At 73.6% G+C, this 20318-nt stretch carries 4 protein-coding genes and 1 pseudogene; all 5 read right to left on the bottom strand.

Features of this window, described 5'->3' with window-relative positions:
* A complete protein-coding gene (gene ccrA, locus ACFYW9_RS29260; protein WP_389156332.1) occupies window positions 1–1359 on the bottom strand; it encodes a crotonyl-CoA carboxylase/reductase in 1359 nt (452 codons plus the stop codon).
* Between the two features lie 79 nt (window positions 1360–1438).
* Window positions 1439–4669 carry an AMP-binding protein gene (locus ACFYW9_RS29255; protein WP_389156329.1) on the bottom strand — a complete coding sequence of 1077 codons (3231 nt, stop codon included), beginning with the start codon at window positions 4667–4669 and terminating at the stop codon, window positions 1439–1441.
* A 244-nt stretch (window positions 4670–4913) separates the two neighbouring features.
* Window positions 4914–8060: a type I polyketide synthase gene (locus tag ACFYW9_RS29250; RefSeq protein ID WP_389156326.1), complete on the bottom strand. Its 3147-nt coding sequence runs from the start codon at window positions 8058–8060 to the stop codon at window positions 4914–4916.
* Between the two features lie 9 nt (window positions 8061–8069).
* Complete coding sequence (locus ACFYW9_RS29245; RefSeq protein WP_389156323.1) at window positions 8070–14645, bottom strand: type I polyketide synthase; 6576 nt, start codon at window positions 14643–14645, stop codon at window positions 8070–8072.
* Window positions 14646–14654: 9 nt separating this feature from the next.
* Window positions 14655–20261 (bottom strand): annotated as a pseudogene (locus ACFYW9_RS29240) (type I polyketide synthase); the annotation flags it as partial.
* Window positions 20262–20318 lie beyond the last annotated feature (57 nt).

Here is a 20318-nt window from a genome sequence, read left to right as displayed (position 1 = left end):
TCAGGACGCCTCTTGGGGATCGGGCGCGCCGGGGCGGCGCAGCGGGTTGAGGCGCTGGGTGCCGATCTTCTCGCGCAGTGCGGGGTCGGTGACGCCGAGCCCTTCCTCAGGGGCGAGGCAGAGGACGCCGACCTTGCCGATGTGCTTGTTCTGCTGGACCAGGCGTGCGGCCTCACCCACGTCCGCCAAGGGGAAGACCTCGGACAGGACGGGTGAGAGGTGCCCGAGCTGGAAGAGCCGGTTGCACTCCGCCTGCTCCTGGAGGTTCGCGGCGTGACTGCCCACGATCTTCTTGAGGTTCATCCAGAGGTAGCGGTTGTCGAAGTGGTGGTCGTAGCCGGTGCTGGAGCCGCAGGTGACGACGGTTCCGCCCTTGCGCACGACGAACACCGAGATCCCGAACGTCGCCCGGCCGACGAAGTCGAACACGACGTGCGGGTCCTCGCCGACCTGCCGGCGGATCTCCCGTCCGAGCCGTTTGCCCAGCTCGATGGTCCGCTCGGGGGTGAGCGCGTCGTCGCCGCCCAGGCCGATGTCGTTGCGGTTGATCACCACGTCGCAGCCCAGCCGGCGCAGCACCTCGGCCTTGTGCTCGGAGCCGACCACGCCGATGGGGATACCGCCGGCGTTCTTGACCATCTGGACCGCGAACGCGCCGAGGCCGCCGGTGGCGCCCCAGACGAGGACGATGTCGCCCTGTTTGATCCGGGCGCCGTTGTCGCCGACCAGCATCCGGTAGGAGGTCGCCGCGGTCAGCAGGACGCCGGCCGACTCCTCCCAGGTCAGGTGTGCCGGTTTGGGCAGGAGCTGGCTGGCGCGGACCACCGCGTAGTGGGCGAGGCCGCCGAAGTTCGTCTCGTAGCCCCAGATCTTCTGTCCCGCCCCGAGCATGGCGTCGGCGTGTGTCGCCGGTTCCTGCTCGTCGACCTGGACGCAGCTGACGACGACGTGGTCGCCCGCCTTCCAGTGCCGTACCCCGGCCCCGGCGCGTACGACGACGCCGGAGGCGTCCGAGCCGACCTGGTGGTAGGGCAGGTCGTGCCGGGCGGCCCAGCCGCCCTGGCGGGCGCCGCGCTTGAGGAACTCGAACGTGGGCACCGGCTCGAACGTCGCCGACCACACGGTGTTGTAGTTGATGGAGCTCGCCATGACGGCGACGACCACCTCGTCCGGCGCGATGTCCGGCATGGGGACCTGCCCGACGTGCAGCGACTTGCGGACGTCGTTGTCCGCCACGCCGTCGAACATGCCGAGGTCCGCGGCCAGGAGGTGCGCCGCCTCGTAGTGGGAGGGGAGTTCGTGCCGCCCGAGTTCGTCCGGGCCGGCCCCGGACAGCAGGGCCTGTGTCAGAGAATCCATGGCTTCCTTCGCCTTCGCCGTGCCGAACCGCTGCTGACCGGGCCGGGCCGCGCCCGGCAGCCGGAGGAGACCCCCGGCGTCAGAGGACCGCGCCCTCCTTCGTCCGCCTGCGCAGGCTCGGCCTGCTGGACCGGCCGAGGTCCTTCCACATGTCCGACAGGCCGGTGATGGTGCGCGCCGCGAACAGGCGGCGGATGGACACCTCCTGCTTGAGCTCGGCCCGGATCAGGCCGACCAGCCGGATCGCGCGCAGCGAGTTGCCGCCGAGGTCGAAGAAGTCCTCGTCGATGCCGACCCGGTCCACTTCGAGGACCTCGGCGAACGCCTTGGCCAGGATGCGTTCGGTGTCGTTGCGCGGTGCGCGGTAGGTGTCCGGCTCGGTGGCGGGCTCGGGCAGGGCCGCCCGGTCGAGCCTGCCGCCCGCCGTCAGCGGCAGGTGTTCCAGCACGGTGAACAGGGTCGGGACGACGGACTCCGGGAGTCGTTTCGCGGCGAAGCCGCGCAGTTCGTCGGCGGATACGGCCTGGCCGTCGACCGGGACGACGTAGGCCACCAGGCGCTGCTGCCCGGCCGCGTCCGGTTTGACGGCGACGGCCGACCGGGCGAGGGCGGGGTGTTCGGCCAGTACCTCCTCGACCTCGGCCAACTCGACGCTGACACCGCGTACGCCGGCCTGGGCGCCCGCGTCGGCGACATGCTCGATCCGGCCGCCGGCGCCCCAGCGCACCCGGTCGCCGGTGCGGTACATCAGGGTGCCGGGCGGGCCGAAGGGGCAGGGCACGAAGCGCTCCGCGGTCGGTCCGGGGCGTCCGAGGTATCCGCGCGCCACGCCGGGGCCGGCCGCGTACAGCTCGCCGGTGACGCCGGCGGGGACGGGTGCCAGACCCGGGCCCAGGACGTAGAGGCGGGTGTTGTCGGTGGGGCGGCCGAGGGTGCCGGCGCGGTGTTCCGCCTTGTCCGGGGTCAGGCGGTCGGTGACGGCGAATCCGGCGGCTTCCGCGGGGCCGTGGCCGGTGACGATCGTCGTCCCGGGGCAGGCCTGGCGGATACGGCGCAGCGCGGCCGCGGGTACGCGGTCGCCGCCGGTGAACACCTCGCGCGGTCCGGTCAGGGAGGCGGGATGCCGGGCGGCGATCGCCGTGAACCGGCCGGCGGGCAGCCACACGGCGGTGATGCCGTGCTCGGCGTGCGCCCGGGTCAGTGCGTCGGCGTCGAGTTCGCCGGGGGGAGCCACGACCACGCGGCCGCCGCCCAGCAGGGGCGCCCACAGTTCGAGGGCGAGGGTGTCGGAGGTCGCCGGGGTGTGCCACAGCACGGTGCCTCGGGCGGCGCCTTGCCAGGTGCGGTCCAGGACGAGCCGCTCCATGGCGCGGTGGGTGATGCCGACCGCGGTGGCGGCGCCGGTCGTCGACGTGGGGCTTACGGCCACGAGGTTGTCCGGCTGCGGGAGCGGGAGCGGGGTGGATGCCGGTGCGGCATCGGTGGTGGTGGCCGGTGCGGTGTCGGCGGTGAGGTCGGTGAGTACGAGGGCCGGGATCTCCAGGCCGGCCGAGAGTGCCTGGGCGGTCGCCGCGTCGGTGAGCAGGGCGTGGGCGGCGGCGTCGCCGGCCACGAGCTTGGCCTGCGCCGCGGGCAGTGCCGGGTCGAGGGGCAGGTAGGCTCCGCCGGCCTTGGCCACGCCGAGCAGGGCGACGGCCAGGTCCACCGACCTCTCCAGTGCCACCGCCACGACCGTGTCGGGGCCGACGCCGTGGCCGCGCAGGGCGTCGGCCAGGCGGCCGGAGCGCTCGTCGAGTTCCCGGTAGGAGAGGGTGAGGTCGCCGCCGACCAGCGCGACGGCGTCGGGGGCCGATGTCACCTGGCGGGCGAACAGCTGGGGAACGGTGAGTGCGGGAAGGGGTGCGTGCGTGTCGTTCGGTGCCGTCAGCACCCGCTCCCGCCCGGCGCCGGTGAGCGCGTCCAGCGCGCCGATGCTCTGTTCCCCGTCGGCCACCACGGCGCGGATGTGGGCGATCAGCTCCTCGCCGATGAAGCGCAGTTCGGCCCGGTCGTAGAGGCGTGCGGGGGCGTCGAGGCGGATGAACAGGTCGCTGTCGGCGCTGCCGTCGCTGTAGACGCCGATCGACAGTTCGTCGAAGGAGCCGGTGGTTCCGCCGAGGTAGCGCGCCAGGTGGTCGCCGAAGCGGAGCTGCTCGACGAACTCGACGACGTTCATGACGGCGCCGAAGCTGCCGCGGTCGCTCAGGGCGGTCCGGCTGGCGCGCTGGATGTCCGAGTAGTGGCAGGCGGTGTGGCCGGAGATCTCGTACGTCTCGTCGACGATCGCGTCGGCGAGGTCGGTGAAGGTCGCGTTCAGCGGGACCTTCACGCGTACGGGGACGACGTTCACCGCGAGGCCGGGTGTCCTGCTCGCGACGCCGGTCCGGTTGCCGACGGCCAGGGAGAGCAGGAACTCGGGGCGGTCGCAGCGGTGGCGGAGGAACACGGCCGCGGCGGCGGTCAGCATCGTGGACGTCCACACGCCCATGGATTTCGCCGCCTCGCTCCACGCGTCGGACTCGGCGCGCGGGACGGTCAGGGTGCGGCTGACCATGCCGATGGGCTCGGTCAGTTCGCCCCAGCGGTCGGCGTCGCTCATCGGTTCGGCGAGCGCGGTGCGTTCGGCGTCGCCGAGGGCGACGCGCGGGACCTGTGCGGGGGCGGGCGCGTCGGCGAGGTAGTCGCGCCAGAACCCGCTGTCCTCGGTGAACTCTTCCGAGGCGAGGTAGCCGGCCGCCTCGGCCGCGAACGACTCGGCGTCCCAGGGGTGCGGCAGGGCGGGGACCTGCTCGCCGCGTGACAGGGCCGTGTAGACCTCGGCGAGACGCCGGGAGAGCAGGCCGCCGGTGCCGAACCCGTCCGAGATCAGGTGGTGGTAGGAGATCACCACGAGCGAGCGGGCCGGTGCGAGGGTGATGACGCCCATCCGGAACAGCAGGTCACGTGCGAGGTCGAACGGCTTGCGGATCAGGCCGGCCAGTGCGTCGCGCGCCGCCTGCTCGGGGTCGGCCTCGGCGGACAGGTCCAGGAGGAAGGGCCGCCAGTCCCCCAGCTCGCGCGGTGTCAGGCGCAGCCCGTCGCCGTCGTCGGCGAAGGTGACGCGCAGGACCTCGGCCTCGTCCAGCACGTGCAGGAACGCGGACTCCATGACGGCCGCGTCCAGTTCACCGTCCACGTCCCACATGGTCAGCGCATGGTTCAGCGTGTCGGCAGACATTTCCTCCGCCAGCCACAGTCCTTTATGCGCGGACGAAGCAGCGAATGCACGCACACGGATCAACCCCTTGGAGAAACAGGTCCGGGAATCGGAGGAATTCGCAGATCACCCCACCTTCACGGAAGGTGAATCAGCCGGTCAAGACAACTTGGTACGGGGGCGGGACAAGCCGCTCGTGGGCTTGCGGTGTCCCGCCGGCGGGACATTCCACCGGCGGGACATTCCCCTTGGCGGGACGTTTTCCGCAGGGCGCACCCGCGCCCGGACCGGGTACGACCGCACCCGGAATACGGCCGGTTCAGCCGGCCGGCCGGCGGGCGCCGGGCCCGGCCAGCGAGGACACGATGTGCCGGGCGATCAGCCGCGGGGAGGGGTGGCGCAGCACCACGTTCGGGCGCAGCTTCAGGCCGGTCGAGGCGGTCAGGCGTTTGCTCAGGTCCGCCGACAGCATCGAGTCGAAGCCGATCCTCGTGAACTCGCCGTCGGGGTCGATGGATTCGGTGGAGGGGTGGCCGAGGACGACGGCGACCCGTTCGAGGACATGGTCCAGGACGAGGGCCTGGGCGTCGTCGGGGACGAGCGCCACGAGCCGCTGCGGCAGCGGAACTTGCTGGTCGTCGGGCACCGGCTGAGGTTCCGTCGGGGACGCTTGTGCGGTCACGGCGGCGGTGGGTGCGGAGCTGAGCCAGTACCGCTGCCGCTGGAAGGCGTAGGTGGGCAGGTCGACCTGTCGGCGGGTGGTGAACAGGGCGGCCCAGTCGACGTTTCCGCCCCGGACGTGGAGCGCGGCCAGTGAGGAGAGGACGGCCTCCACCTCGCCCCGGCCGCGCCGCGACGAGGACAGCACCAGCGCGTCGTCCAGGTCCTCGGTCATCTCCTGCACGGGGACGGTCAGCACGGGGTGCGGGCTCATCTCGACGAACACCCGGAACCCGTCCGCGGCCATCTGCCGTACGGACGATTCGAAGCGGACCTTCTCGCGCAGGTTGTTGTACCAATAGTCGGCGTCCAGCCGCGCGGTGTCGATGATTTCGCCGTACAGGGTCGAGTAGAAAGGAAGTTCCGACGATTTCGGGCTCACGTCGGACAGGGCGCCGATCACCTCGTCCCGTACCCGGGTCACCTGATGCGAATGCGAGGCGTAATCGACCTTGATGCGCTGGGCCTGGCAGCCGTCGGCCTTCATCTTCTCGATGAATTCGTCGAGCGCGCCGGGTTCCCCGGACACCACGACCGCGCGGGGTCCGTTGACCACGGCGACACCGATCCGCTCGCTCCAGGGCGCCATGTGCTGCTGCACCACCGCCTCGGACTCCGCGACGAACGCCATGCCGCCGTGTCCGATCAGTTCCACCAGGGCCTTGCTGCGCAGCGCCACGATCTTGGTGGCGTCGCGCAGGGTCAGCGCGCCGCACACGTGGGCGGCGGCGATCTCGCCCTGGCTGTGGCCGATCACCGCGGACGGCTGGACGCCCCAGGAGCGCCACAGGGCGGCCATGGACACCATCACCGAGAACAGCGCGGGCTGCACCACGTCCACCCGGTCCAGGCCCGGCGCGCCCGGGACTCCGCGGATGACGTCGAGCAGTGACCAGTCGGTCCACTCGGCCAGGGCCTCGGCGCACGCCTCCATGCTCCGCGCGAAGACCGGGAAGGCGGCGTACAGTTCCCGGCCCATGCCGACCCACTGGGAGCCCTGTCCGGGGAACATGAAGGCGGTGCCGCCGAGGTCGCCCGCCGTGCCGGCGACCACCGCGGCGGACTCCGTGCCCTCGCTCAACGCCCCGAGTGCGTCGAGGAGTTCGTCCTTGGTGCGGCCCAGTACCACCGCGCGGTGCTCGAAGCGTGAGCGGTTCGAGAGCAGCGACCAGCCGGCTCCGGCGAGGTCCAGGGCGGTGCCGGCGGCGGCGAAGTCGCGCAGTCTGGCCGCCTGCTGGCGCAGGGCTTTGGCGGTCTTGCCCGACACCGTCCACGGGATCAGGCCGCCGACGACGCCCGCGTCCGTACCGCCCTCGTCGTACGCGTCGGGCTGCTCCTGGGGCGGGGCCTCCTCCAGGACGATGTGCGCGTTGGTGCCGCTGACGCCGAACGAGGACACCCCGGCCCGCCGCGGGCCGTCCGTCTTCGTCCAGGCGCGTCCCTCGGTGAGGATCCGGACCGCGCCGGCGGACCAGTCCACGTGGTGCGAGGGCTCGGTCACGTGCAGGGTCTTGGGCAGGTGGTTGTGGCGCAGGGCCATCACGGTCTTGATGACCCCGCCGACCCCGGCGGCGGCCTGGGCGTGTCCGAGGTTCGACTTCAGGGACCCCAGCCACAGCGGCCTGTCCTGGTCGCGGTTCTGGCCGTAGGTGGCCAGCAGCGCGCCGGCCTCGATGGGGTCGCCGAGCACGGTTCCGGTGCCGTGGGCCTCGACGAGGTCGACCTCGTCGGGGGTGACGCCCGCGTTGGCCAGGGCCTTGCGCATCACCTTCTCCTGGGCGCGGCCGTTGGGGGCGGTCAGGCCGTTGCTGGCGCCGTCCTGGTTGACCGCGCTGCCGCGCACGACGGCCAGCACCGGGTGGTCGTTGCGGCGGGCGTCGGACAGCCGCTCCAGGAGCAGCACGCCCACGCCCTCGGCCCAGCCGGTTCCGTCGGCGCCGTCCGCGAAGGCCTTGCAGCGGCCGTCGGGCGAGAGGGCGGCCTGCCGGGAGAACTCCACGAACATCGCGGGTGTGGCCATCACCAGCGCCCCGCCGGCCAGCGCCAGCGAGCACTCGCCCGAGCGCAGGGACTGCACCGCCATGTGGAGGGCGACCAACGAGGACGAGCACGCCGTGTCCACCGACACCGCGGGCCCGGTCAGGCCGAGTTCGTAGGCCACGCGGCCGGAGGCGACGCTCAGGGCGCTGCCGTACAGCAGGTAGCCCTCCAGGTCCTTCTGGCCGCCTTCCAGGAAGCGCCAGCCGTACTCGGAGGAGCTGACCCCGGAGAAGACGCCGACCTCGCAGCCGCGGACGTCGGCGGGGACGATGCCGGCGCGTTCGAAGGCCTCCCAGGAGGTCTCCAGCAGCAGGCGGTGGTGCGGGTCGACGGCCAGTGCCTCGCGCGGGCTGGTGCCGAAGAAGTCGGCGTCCCAGCCGGCGACGTCGTCCAGGAAGCCGCCCTGGTCGGTGTAGGCGTGGCCGGTGGCGTCGCGGTCCGGGTCGTACACGTCGCGCCACCCGCGGTCCTTGGGGAAGTCGCCGATGACGTCGCGGCCCTCGTGGACCACGTCCCACAGGTCCTCGGGACTCGTCACGCCTCCGGGGTAGCGGCAGGCCATGGCGACCACGGCGATCGGCTCACCGCGGCCGGCCTTGAGGGCGTCGTTCTCCTGCCGGAGGCGGTCGCGTTCCTCCAGGAGGGTGCGGAGCGCCCGCTGGACCCGGTCCGCGCCGTCCGCCGTGCGTTCCGCGGAATCGGTCATGTCACTCTCCTACTTCTCTTCCAGGGCCAGGTCGACGAGTGCTTCGAGGTCCAGGTCCGACAGTTCGTCCGTGCCGGCCGTCTCGCCGGCCGCCGGGGCGGTGCCGTCCGAGGCGGGGGTGGCGGCGCAGGCCAGGACCAGTTCGAGGACGCCCGCGCCGCGCAGGCTGTCGATGGAGACGGTGCGCAGCACGTCGCGGATCGCCGCGTCCTCGTCCGCCCGGTCCGGTTCGGTGTCGGTTTCGGGTCGCAGCAGGTCGCTGATGTGGTCGCTCAGTTCGCGTGGTGTCGGGTAGCTGAAGACGATGGTGGAGGGCAGTCGAAGACCGGTGGAGGCGTTCAGGCGGTTGCAGAGTTCGACGGCGATCAGCGAGTCGGATCCGAGCCGGGTGAAGGCCTCGTCGACGTCGACGCTCGCGCCGGAGGGGTGTCCGAAGACGACGGCGACCTGTTCGCGGACCCATTCCAGAACGGTCGCGCGGGCCTGGGCGGCCGGCAGTCCGGCCAGCCGGGTGCCCAGGTGGGCCGGACCGCTGTCGTCGGCGGTGTTCGCCCTGGTGCGGCGCGGGCGGCTGCCCTCGACGAGGTCGCGCAGCAGCGGCGGGACCTCGTCGGCGTCCTTGTCGCGCAGTGCGGCGAGGTCCAGGTGGGCGGGGACGAGGGCCGGCTTGCCGTCGGCGCGGGCGGCGTCGAACAGGGCCAGGGCCCGGGGGGTGGGCATCGCGGTGATGCCGGTGCGGCGCAGCCGGGAGAGGTCGGCGGCGTCGAGCTCGCCGGTCATGCCGCTGCTCTGCTCCCACCAGCCCCAGGCCAGTGAGGTGCCGGGCAGGCCGGATGCCTGGCGCTGGGCGGCGAGGGCGTCCAGGAAGGCGTTGGCGGCGGCGTAGTTGGCCTGTCCCGCGTTGCCGAGCGTGCCCGCGAGGGCGGAGAAGGCGATGAACGCCGACAGGTGGTGGTCCCGGGTGAGTTCGTGGAGGTTGATCGCGCCGCCGGCCTTGGCGGCGAGGACGTGGTCGAGGCTCTGCGCGCTCAGCGATGCGACGGTGCCGTCCGCGAGGACGCCCGCCGCGTGCACGACGGCGGTCAGCGGGTGGCGGGCGGGCAGGGTCGTGAGCAGGTCGGCCACGGCGGCCCGGTCCCCGACGTCCACGGCGGCGACCTGGACGGCCGCTCCCGCGCCTTCGAGGTCGGCGACCAGGTCGGCGACGCCGTCGGCCGCGGGGCCGCTGCGGCTGGCCAGCAGCAGGCTCCGTACGCCGTGTTCGGCGACGAGGTGGCGGGCGAGGAGCGAGCCCACTCCCCCGGTGCCGCCGGTGACCAGGACGGTGCCGCCGCCGAGGCCGTCGCCCACCTCCAGGACCAGCTTGCCGATGTGGCGGCCCTGGCTCATCTCGCGGAACACCGCGCGTGCGTCGTGGATGTCGCGCACGGAGAGCGGGGGCAGCTGCACCCGGCCGTCGGCGAACAGGTCCATGACGGCCCGGAACATCTCCTGGATCGCCTCGGGGCCCGTCTCGTAGAGGTCGAAGGGCCGGTAGTCGACGCCGGGGTGGGCGTCCGCGATCTGCCGGGGGTCGCGGATGTCGGTCTTGCCCATCTCGACGAAGTGCCCGCCGTGCGGGAGCAGGGTCAGTGAGGCGTCGACGAACGTGTGGGCCAGGGAGTTGAGGACGACGTCCACGCCGCGGCCGCCGGAGGTGCGGTGGAACTTCTCGGCGAACTCCAGGTCGCGGGAGGACGCCAGGTGGCTCTCGTCCACGCCGAGGGCGCGCAGGGCGGGCCACTTGGCGGGGCCGGCGGTGGCGTAGATCTCGGCGCCCGCGTGGCGGGCGAGTTGGACGGCGGCCATGCCGACGCCGCCGGCCGCGGCGTGGATGAGGACGCGCTGTCCCTTCTGGAGGTTGGCCACGTGGAAGAGGCCGTGGTAGGCGGTGAGGAAGGTGCACGGCACGGAGGCGGCCTGGGCGAAGCTCCAGCCGTCGGGGACGGGGGCGAGCATGCGGTGGTCGGCCACGGCCGTGCGGCCGAAGGCTCCGCTGAAGATGCCCGTCACGCGGTCGCCGGGGGCGAAACGGGTGACGCCGTCGGCGACTTCGAGGACGGTGCCGGCGCCCTCGCTGCCGAGTCCGGCGTCGATGGCGGTGCGGTCCACCAGGCCCAGGGCGATGGTGACGTCGCGGAAGTTGAGGCCGGCGGCCTGGACGGCGATGCGGACCTGGCCCGCCGTCAGGGGTGCTTGCACCTCGGGGCAGGGGATCCAGGTCAGGTTCTCCAGGGTGCCCTTGGTCGGGATGCCCAGACGGTGGGCTCCGGCCGGGGCGGGTTCGATGCGGTGGCGGGCGGGTTCGGCCGCTGCCAGCCGCGGGATCAGCAGCGTCCCCTCGCGCAGTGCCAGTTGGTCCTCGTCCAGGGTGAGGACGTCGGGCAGGCGGGCCCAGGAGGTGTCCGCGTCGTCGAGGTCGACCAGCTTGAATCTGCCGGGGTGTTCGGTCTGGGCGGAGCGGATCAGGCCCCATACGGACGCGCCGGGCAGGTTCTCGACGCGCTCGCCCCGGCCGGTGTCGAGGGCCAGGCGGGTGAGGAGTACCAGGGTGGAGGCGGCGAGGGCTTCCTCGGCGAGGAAGCGCTGGACCTGCTCCAGTACCCGCTTGCCGGTGTCGGCGACGGTGTCGAGCAGTCCGGCGCCGGTCGTGGCGGCGTCGTCCGGGCACAGGACGATGTGGGCGGGTGCCTGCCCCGTGAGGAGTTCGTCCATCGACGCGTGGCGGACGGCCGGGCTGTCGTGCGCGGCGGTGAGGCGGGCGGCCGGGCCGCCGGGGGTGCCGAGGACGGCGAACCGCCCCTGGTAGGTGTCCCGTCCGCTCTCCTTGACCGGGCGCCACCGCACTTCGTACAGCGGCTGCTTCTGGCCGCCGTGTGCGGAGTGGACCTGCGCGGCGCTCGCGGGGCGGAAGGCGAGGGTGGCGACGGAGGCGATCGGGTGGCCGTGCCGGTCGGCGATCGTCAGCGACACGGCGTCCTCGCCGGCCGGGGTGAGGCGGACCCTGACGGTGGGCGGGCAGGGGCCGGTCAGGTCCACGCCGGACCAGGCGAAGGGCATGCGGCCCTGCTCGCCGGTCACCTCGATGACGCCTGCGGCGATGGAGGCGTGCAGGACGGTGTCGAGGAGGGCCGGGTGCAGGGCGAAGGCGCCGCCGGCGGTGAGGTCGGCGGTGTCGGGGAGGGTGGCCAGGGCGAAGAGGTCCTCGCCGTGCCGCCAGACCTCCCGCAGCCCGCGGAAGAGCGGGCCGTAGTCGAATCCGGCGTCCTCGAAGGTGTCGTAGAGGCCGCTGATGTCGAGCTGCTTCGCCCCGGCCGGGGGCCAGGCGGTGAGCGCCGGGGCGGGGGCCGGCGGGCTGCCGGGTGTCAGGCTGCCGCTCGCGTGGCGGGTCCAGGAGCCCTGGCCGGGGGTGTCGTCGCCGCTTTGCGCGTACACGTCCAGGGAGCGGCGTCCGCTGTCGTCGGCGGCGCCGACGACGATGCGGATCCGTACGTCGCCGCTCTCGGGCAGGATCAGCGGGACGGCCAGGGTGAGTTCCTCGACCCTGGCGCAGCCGACGTGGGCGCCGGCCGACAGGGCCAGGTCCAGGTAGGCGGTCGCGGGGACGACGACGGCGCCGAAGACGGTGTGGTCGGCGAGCCAGCCGTGGGTGCGCAGGGACCACCGGTCGGTGAAGACCCGCTCGTCGGTGCCGGGGTGGTCCACCACGGCGCCGAGCAGGGGGTGTTCGGGGGCGGTGAGGCCGGCGGAGGTGACGTCGGTGGTCTGTGTCCCGGCGAGGAAGTCCATCCAGTAGCGCTGCCGTTGGAAGGCGTAGGTCGGCAGGTCGACGCTGCGGCGGGGGCCGGACAGGGCCGGGAAGTCCACCTCGGCGCCGTGGACGTGGAGGTGGGCCAGTGCGCCGAGCAGCGCCTGGGTGGCGGTGCGGTCGCGCCGTGACGCCGAGACGACCGTCGTGTCGTGGAGGCCCTCGCCGGCGAGGGCCTCCTTGGTGATGCTCGTGAGCGTCGCCCCGGGCCCCACCTCCACGAAGACGCCCGCGCCGGCGGCGCGGGCGGTCTCGACCGCGTCCCAGAAGCGGACGGGGTCGCGGACGTGGTCGACCCAGTAGCGGGCGGAGGTCAGTTCCTGGAGCGTGGCCTCGCGGCCCAGCCGGGTGGAGACGACGGGGATCGCCATCTCGCCGTCGGGCAGGTCGCCGAGCGCTGCCGCGAACTCCTCGAGGATCGGGTCCATGAGCGGGGAGTGGAAGGCGTGGGCGACCGGGAGGAGTTTCGCGGAGATGCCGTCGGCGGCGAGCTGGTCGCGCAGGGCGTGGACCTGTTCGCGCAGGCCGGAGACGACGACGGACTCGGGGCCGTTGACGGCGGCGACGCCGACGCGGTCGTAGGCGCCCAGCAGGGTGCTCACGTGGGTGTGGGAGGTGCGGACGGCGAGCATGGCGCCGGGTTCGGTGACCGTCTGCATGGTGCGGCCGCGGGCGGCGACGAGCCGGGTCGCGGTGTCCAGGTCGAGGACGCCGGAGACGTGGGCGGCGGCGATCTCGCCGACGGAGTGGCCGATGAGCCGGGCGGGGGTGGGGGCGTACTGGGTGAGGAGGCGGTAGAGGCTGACCTGGAGGGTGAACAGGGCCGCCTGGGCGATGTCGGTGCGGTCGCGGCCCTCGGGCTCGTCGGCGAGCAGGACGGGCTTGAGCGGGTGGGGCAGGTGGGCGTCGAAGCGGGCGCAGATCTCGTCGAGGCTCCGCGCGAAGACGGGATAAGTGTCGTACAGCCGGCGTCCGACGCCTGCCCAGGGGGAGCCCTGGCCGGGGAACAGGTAGACGGGGCCGTCGGCTTCGCCGGTGGCCGTGCCGCGGATGAGGGCTGCGGAGTCCTTGCCCCGGCTCAGTGCGTCGAGCGCGCCCAGCAGTTCGTCCCGGTCGTGGCCCAGGAGCACGGCCCGGTGCTCGAAGCGGGTGCGGGTGGAGACCAGCGCGTGGCCGGCGTCGAGGAGGTCCAGGTCCGGGCGGGCGGCGGCGAAGTCGTGCAGGACCCGGGCCTGGGCGCGCAGCGCCTGTGCCGAGCGCGCGGACAGCGCCCAGGGCACCGGTCCGCCCTGGCAGTAGGGCAGACGGTCCTCGTCGCCCTCGTCGCCCTCGCCGTCCTCGTCCTCCAGTGGCGCCTGTTCGAGGATGACGTGTGCGTTGGTGCCGCTGACCCCGAACGCGGAGACGCCCGCGCGCCGGGGCCGGCCGTCCGGGGTGGTCCAGTCCCGGGCCTCGGTGAGCAGTTCCACGGCTCCGGCGGACCAGTCGATGTGCGTGGAAGGGCGGTCGACGTGCAGGGTCGGGGGCAGCAGTCCGTGCCGCATCGCCATGATCATCTTGATGATGCCGCCGACTCCGGCGGCGGCCTGGGTGTGCCCGATGTTGGACTTCAGCGACCCGAGCCACAAAGGGTCCTGGGCGTCGCGGTCCTGGCCGTAGGTGGCCAGCAGGGCGCCCGCCTCGATGGGGTCGCCGAGGGTGGTGCCGGTGCCGTGGGCCTCGACCGCGTCGATGTCGCCGCTGCCCAGGCGGGCGTTGGCGAGCGCGGCGCGGATCACGCGCTGCTGGGCGGGGCCGCTGGGCGCGGTCAGGCCGTTGGAGGCGCCGTCCTGGTTGACGGCCGACCCGCGGATGACCGCCCAGATCCTGCGGCCGTTGCGGCGCGCGTCGGACAGCCGTTCCAGGACGAGCATGCCGACGCCCTCGGAGAAGCCGGTGCCGTCCGCCGCGTCGGCGAACGCCTTGCACCGGCCGTCCACCGCGAGGCCCCGCTGTTTGGACATCTCGCGGAACACCTGCGGCATTCCCATGACGGTGACCCCGCCGGCCAGGGCCAGGGTGCATTCGCCCTGGCGCAGCGACTGCACCGCCTGATGCACCGCGACCAGCGAGGAGGAGCAGGCGGTGTCGGTGGAGACGGCCGGGCCCTGAAGGCCCAGCGCGTACGCGACCCGGCCGGAGGCCACGCTGAGCAGGGAGCCGATCTGGGCGTAGCCGGCGATGGCCTCGGGGGTGTCGAAGTGGTTGCCGTAGCCGAAGTAGGCGAGTCCGGCGAACACTCCGGTGTCGGTGCCGCGCAGGGACTCGGGGTCGATGCCGGCCCGCTCCACGCTCTCCCAGGACGCCTCCAGCAGCAGGCGCTGCTGCGGGTCGGCGGACAGGGCCTCGCGCGGGTTGATGCCGAAGAAGTCGGCGTCGAAGTCGCCGGCGTCGTGGAGGAATCCGCCCTTGCGGGTGTAGCAGGTGCCGGGGTGGTCGGGGTCGGGGTGGTAGAGGGTGTCCAGGTCCCAGTTGCGGTCGTCGGGGAAGTCGCCCACGGCGTCCGCGCCCTGGCGCACCAGCTCCCACAGGTCTTCGGGGGAGGCCACCGCGCCCGGGTAGCGGCAGGCGACGCCGACGACGGCGACGGGTTCGGCGGCGGCGTCCGTGAGCTCTTGCAGGCGCTTGCGTGTCTCGATCAGTTCGATCGAGGTGCGCTTGAGGTAGTCGAGAACCTCGGCGTTGTTGTCGTGTGTCATCGCTTTCCCCTAGCCGAGCTCTTTGTCCAGCAGCGCGAGGAGTTCTCCCGCCGAGGCCGCACCGATCTGGTCGACGATGGCGGCCGGTGACCCGTCGTCGCCCGCCATCGAACGGACTCGGCCCTGCAACGCGCCGAGCAGAGTGGAAATCGTGGCCCGGTCCTGCTCCGCGAGCGTGCGGAAGGCGTCCTCGAGCCGGGCGCCCAGGTCCTCGATCTCCTTGACCAGGTGATCGGCCGGGGACTGCCGTGCGGCGCCGGGGTCCGGGGTGATGCGCGTGCCCAGGAACCGGGCGACGGCGGTGGGGGTCGGGTGGTCGAAGACGAGGGTGGCGGGCAGCTTCAGGCCGGTGGCCGCCGCCAGTTTGTTGCGCAGTTCCAGCGCCGTGAGCGAATCGATCCCGAGTGTCTTGAACGTCACCGCGGGGGCGACGCGCCCGGTGTCGGCGTGACCGAGGACGAGCGCGGTCTGCCTGCGTACGGCATCCAGCAGGACGGCCTGCGCCTCGTCGCCCGGCAGTGACCTCAGCCGCTGTCCGAGGGGGACGTCGGTGGTCTGCGGGTCGGTACCGCCGCCGGGTCCGGAGGCGGTGCGGGCGAGGGTGCGCAGCAGCGGGGAGGCCATCTGCCCGGCCTGTGAGGTGCCCGTCGCCGTCAGGTTCAGCCGCGCCGGTACGAGCACCGGTTCGTCGAGCAGGAGGGCCGCGTCGAAGAGGGCGAGTCCCTCCCGCGAGGACAGTGGCCTGACGCCCTGGCGTTGCAGGCGCTGGACGTCGGCTTCGCTGATGCCGGCGCTCATGTCGCTGCGTTCGGCCCAGAAGCCCCAGCACAGTGCGCTCGCGGCCAGTCCGCGGCCGCGGCGGGCCTCGGCGAGGCCGTCGAGGAAGGCGTTGGCCGCCGCGTAGTTGGCCTGTCCGGGGGTGCCCAGTACGCCGGCGATCGAGGAGAAGAGCACGAACGCGGACAGGTCCAGGTGCTCTGTCAGTTCGTGCAGGTGCCAGGCGCCGCGCACCTTCGGTGCGAGGACCCTGTCGAGGCGGTCCTCGGTCAGGGCCTCGACGACGCCGTCGTCCAGGACGCCCGCGCAGTGGATCACCGCTGTCAGCGGGTGCTCGGTGGGCACGGCGGCGATCAGTTCGGCGACGGCGTCGCGGCTGGTGACGTCGCAGGCCGCGACCTGGACGTGGGCGCCGGCCGCGGTCAGTTCCTCGCGCAGTGCCGCCGCCGCGGGGGCCGCCGGACCGCGCCTGCTGGTCAGCAGCAGCCGGCGCGCCCCGTGCCGCTCGACCAGGTGCCGGGCCAGGATCGCGCCGAGGCCGCTGGTGCCGCCGGTGATGAGGACCGTGCCGGAGCCGAGCGCGGGCTCCCTCGGTGCTGCGTCGCGGGGCGCGGGGGCCGCGTGGGCCAGGTGGGGGGTGCTCGCCCGGCCGGCCCGGATCTTGAGCTGGGCCTCTCCGGTGGCGGCGGCCGCCGGGACCAGGGCGAAGGACTCGGGCCGGCCGTCGGTGTCCACGAGTGTGAGCCGCTGCGGGTTCTCGGTCTGCACGGTGCGTACGAAGCCCCAGACGGCGGCCGCGGCGGGATCGGGGTGGGTGATGTGGTCGTCGTGGAAGGCGTCCCGTGTCACGAGGACCAGGCGGGAGGCGGAGAACCGGTCGTCGGCGAGCCAGTCCTGGGTCCAGCGCAGCAGCCGGTGCAGGCGCTGTTCGGCCCGGGCGGGGGTGTCGCCGCCGTCCTCGCCGTCCCCGTCGAGGCGGGCGATGACCAGGGGGGGTATCTCCGCGCCGGACGCGACGAGGCCGGCGGGGTCGGCGAAGGCCGGTCCGTCGGTTCCCGGCGCGCCGGGGGCGGCTCCCAGCACCGTGTACCGGCCCGCCGGCTGCCCGGAGGCGACGGTGAGGGGGGTCCAGTCCGTCCGGAACAGGGCGTCCTGGTGGTCGAAGCTCAGCGCGGTCAGCTCCTGGGCGTCCGCCGGGCGCAGGCTCAGCGAGGCGATGGAGCCGAGCGGTGTCCCGCCGCCGTCCGCGAGGGTCACCGACAGCGTGTTCTGCCCCGCCGGGGCGAGCCGCACGCGCAGGGCGGTGGGCCGGCCCGCGTCGAGGCGCAGTCCGGTGCACTGGAAGGGCAGCCGGCCCTCGGGGCGGGAGGTGCCGGTGAGGGGGTGCAGGCCGGCCGGGAGCAGTGCGGCGGTCAGCAGCGCCGGGTGGACGCGGAAGCGGCCCGGCTCCGCGCCGTCGGCCGCGGGCAGTTCGACCTCGGCGAACAGGGTGTCGCCGGTGCGCCACACCGCGCGGGTGCCGCGCAGCAGGGGGCCGTGGGCGAAGCCGGCGGCGGCCGCCCCGGTGTACGCGTCGTCGAAGGGCACGGCGGTGGCGCCCGGGGGCGGCCATGCGGTGAGGGTGTCCTGGGCGGGGGCCGGTGCGGTGCCGGAGCCGGCGCTCCCGGCGGCGTTGCGCGTCCACGCGCTCTCGCCGGGCGCGCGCGAGTGCACGCCGATCACGCCCTTGCCGTCGATGACGACGCGGATCTCGCGTTCGGTGGTGCGGGAGAGCACCAGCGGGGTGTGGAGGGTGAGTTCCTCGACCATGTCGTGGCCCGCCCGGTGTGCCGCCCACACGGCCAGTTCCGCCAGTGCCGCGAAGGGCACCAGGACGGCGCCGTGGACGAGGTGGTCGGCGAGCCAGGGGTGGCGCTCCAGCGACAGGCGTCCGCTGCCCGCCACCGCCCCGCGCCCGTCGTCGTCGGGCAGGTCGATCACGGCGTCGAGCAGCGGGTGGTCGCAGGTGCTCGCGGCGGTGGTCTCGGCGGGGGTGTTCAGCCAGTAGCGCCGGCGCTGGAAGGCGTACGTGGGCAGCTCGGCCCCCGGGCCGTCCGCGCCGTCGACGCCGTCGACGCCGTCGAAGGCCGTCTGCCACGACACGGCGAGGCCGCGGACGAAGGCTTCGGCGGCCGACCGGTAGAGCCGGGCGAGGCCGCCCTCGTCGCGGCGCAGCGAGCCCACCACGAAGCCGGTGGCGCCGGGGGTGGCCTCGAACATCTCCTGGACGGTCATCACCAGCAGCGGGTGCGGGCTGAGTTCGACGACGGCGCTGTTGGGCTCCCGCTCGACCAGGCGGCCCATGGCGGCGGCGAACTGCACCGGTTGGCGCAGGTTGCGGTACCAGTAGCCGGTGTCGAGGTGGAGGGGGTCGATGAGGTCGCCGGTGACGGTGGAGTAGATCGCCACCGGTGTGGGCTTGGGGGTGACGGTGCCCAGTTCCCGCTGGAGCAGGCCGTCGAAGCGGTCCATGAGCGGGGAGTGGCCGGGCACGCTGGACTTGATCAGCCGGGCGCGGGCGCCCTCGGCCTGGCAGGCCGCGACCAGTTGCTCGACCGCCTCGCTCTCGCCGGAGACCGTGGTGGAGCTCGGTCCGTTCACGGCGGCGATGCCGATGCGGGACTCCTGGCCCGCGAGGAGCTTGTGCACGCGGTCCTCGGGCAGCAGGATGCCGGCCATGCTGCCCTGGCCGGTGACGGTGGCCAGGAGGCGGGAGCGCAGGGCGACGATCTTGGCGGCGTCCTGCAGGGTCAGGGCGCCGGCGACATAGGCGGCGGCGATCTCGCCCTGGGAGTGGCCGATGACCACGTCCGGGCTCACTCCCAGCGAGCGCCACACCTGCGCGAGTGCCACCATCACGGCGAAGAGGACCGGCTGGACGACGTCGATGTCCTCCAGGTCCGCCGAGTCCGGTCCGCCGCACACGGTGTCGATCAGCGACCAGGACACCCACGGTTCCAACGCCTTGGCGCAGGCGCGCAGTTCGTCGGCGAAGACCGGGGAGGTCTCCATGAGTTCGCGGCCCATCGCGATCCACTGGGCGCCCTGGCCGGGGAAGACGAAGACCGTCTTGCCCAGGGGCCCGGCGACTCCGGAGACCGCGCCGTCGTCGGCGGGCTCCTGTCCCGCGGCGACGGCGGCGAGGCGGGCGAGGAGTTCGTCCCGGCCGGCGCCGATGACGACCTGGCGATGGTCGAACAGCGACCGGGTCCTCACCAGCGCCTGTCCCACGCCCGCGACGGTCGCCCCGGGGCCCCCGGCGCCCGCGGCGACGCTGTCGCGCAGCCGCGCCGCCTGCGCGCGCAGCGCCTGTTCCGAGCGCGCCGAGAGCACCCACGGCAGCGCACGCGGCGCGCCGGTCGCGGGCTGTGCGCTGTCACCGGCCGGGGCCCGGTCCGGCTCGGCTTCGGCGGGGGCCTGTTCTTCGGCGGGGGCCTGTTCGAGGATCAGGTGGGCGTTGGTGCCGCTGATGCCGAAGGAGGAGATGCCCGCGCGCCGGGGCCGGTCCTTCGCCGTGGTCCATTCGCGTGCCTGGGTCAGCAGTTCCACCGCGCCCGTGGACCAGTCGACGTGTGCCGAGGGGCGGTCGACGTGCAGTGTGCGGGGCAGCACGCCGTGCCGCATCGCCATGATCATCTTGATGGTGCCGCCGACCCCGGCGGCCGCCTGGGTGTGCCCGATGTTCGACTTCAGCGACCCCAGCCACAAGGGGTCCTGGGCGTCGCGGTCCTGGCCGTAGGTGGCCAGCAGGGCTTCCGCCTCCATGGGGTCGCCGAGCCGGGTGCCGGTGCCGTGCGCCTCCACCGCGTCCACGTCGCCGCACGACAGCCCGGCGTCGGCCAGGGCCGCCCGGATGACCCGCCGCTGGGCCAGGGTGTTCGGGGCGGTCAGGCCGTTGGACGCGCCGTCCTGGTTGACGGCCGAACCGCGGATGACCGCCCAGATCCGGCGGCCGTTGCGGCGCGCGTCGGAGAGCCGTTCCAGGACCAGGACGCCCGCGCCCTCGGAGAAGCCGGTGCCGTCGGCCGCGTCGGCGAACGCCTTGCACCGGCCGTCCGCCGACAGGCCCCGCTGGCGGGCGAGTTCCACGAACATCCCCGGGGTCGGCAGGGTCGAGACCCCGCCGGCCAGCGCCAGCGTGCACTCCCCCGAGCGCAGGGACCGTACGGCCTGGTGGACGGCGACGAGCGAGGCGGAGCAGGCGGTGTCGGTGGAGACCGCCGGGCCCTGGAGGCCCAGCACGTACGCCACGCGGCCCGAGGCCACGCTGAGGTAGGTGCCGGTGATCTGGAAGCCCTCCACCTCGCCGGCCGCGCCGCCGCCGATCCTGGGGCCGTAGTCGACGCCGTACAGGCCGGTGAACACGCCGGTCGCCGAGCCCCGCAGCGCCACCGGGTCGATGCCCGCCCGTTCCAGGGCCTCCCAGGAGGTCTCCAGCATCAGCCGCTGCTGCGGGTCCATCGCCAGCGCCTCGCGCGGGCTGATGCCGAAGAACTCCGCGTCGAAGTCGGCGAGTCCGGGCAGGAAACCGCCGGTGCGGGTGTACGTCTTCCCGTGCGCCTCGGGGTCGGGGTCGTAGAGGGCCTCCAGGTCCCAGCCGCGGTCCTGGGGGAAGTCGCCCATGGCGTCCACCTCGCCGGAGACGACGTCCCACAGCTGTTCGGGGGATGTCACCCCGCCCGGGAAGCGACACCCCACACCCACGACGGCGACGGGCTCGCGCGCGGACTCCTCCAGCTCGCGCACCCGCTCGCGCAGTTCCTGCGCGTCGCCGACGGCACGTCGCAAGTAGGAGCGGAGTTTGTCGACTTCCTCCACCAGGGGCCTCCCTCAACGGTTGATTGGAAGAACGGGTGC

The sequence above is a fragment of the Streptomyces sp. NPDC002698 genome, from assembly GCF_042888945.1.
Lineage (GTDB): Bacteria > Actinomycetota > Actinomycetes > Streptomycetales > Streptomycetaceae > Streptomyces.
Note: the sequence above shows the minus strand (reverse complement) of the source record. Positions and strands in the feature narration are given on the sequence as shown.

Coding starts and splice junctions, on each gene's coding strand:
- ccrA (WP_389156332.1), bottom strand. CDS start 1,359: ATGGATTCTCTGACACAGGCCCTGCTGTCCGGGGCCGGCCCGGACGAA.
- ACFYW9_RS29250 (WP_389156326.1), bottom strand. CDS start 8,060: ATGACCGATTCCGCGGAACGCACGGCGGACGGCGCGGACCGGGTCCAG.
- ACFYW9_RS29245 (WP_389156323.1), bottom strand. CDS start 14,645: ATGACACACGACAACAACGCCGAGGTTCTCGACTACCTCAAGCGCACC.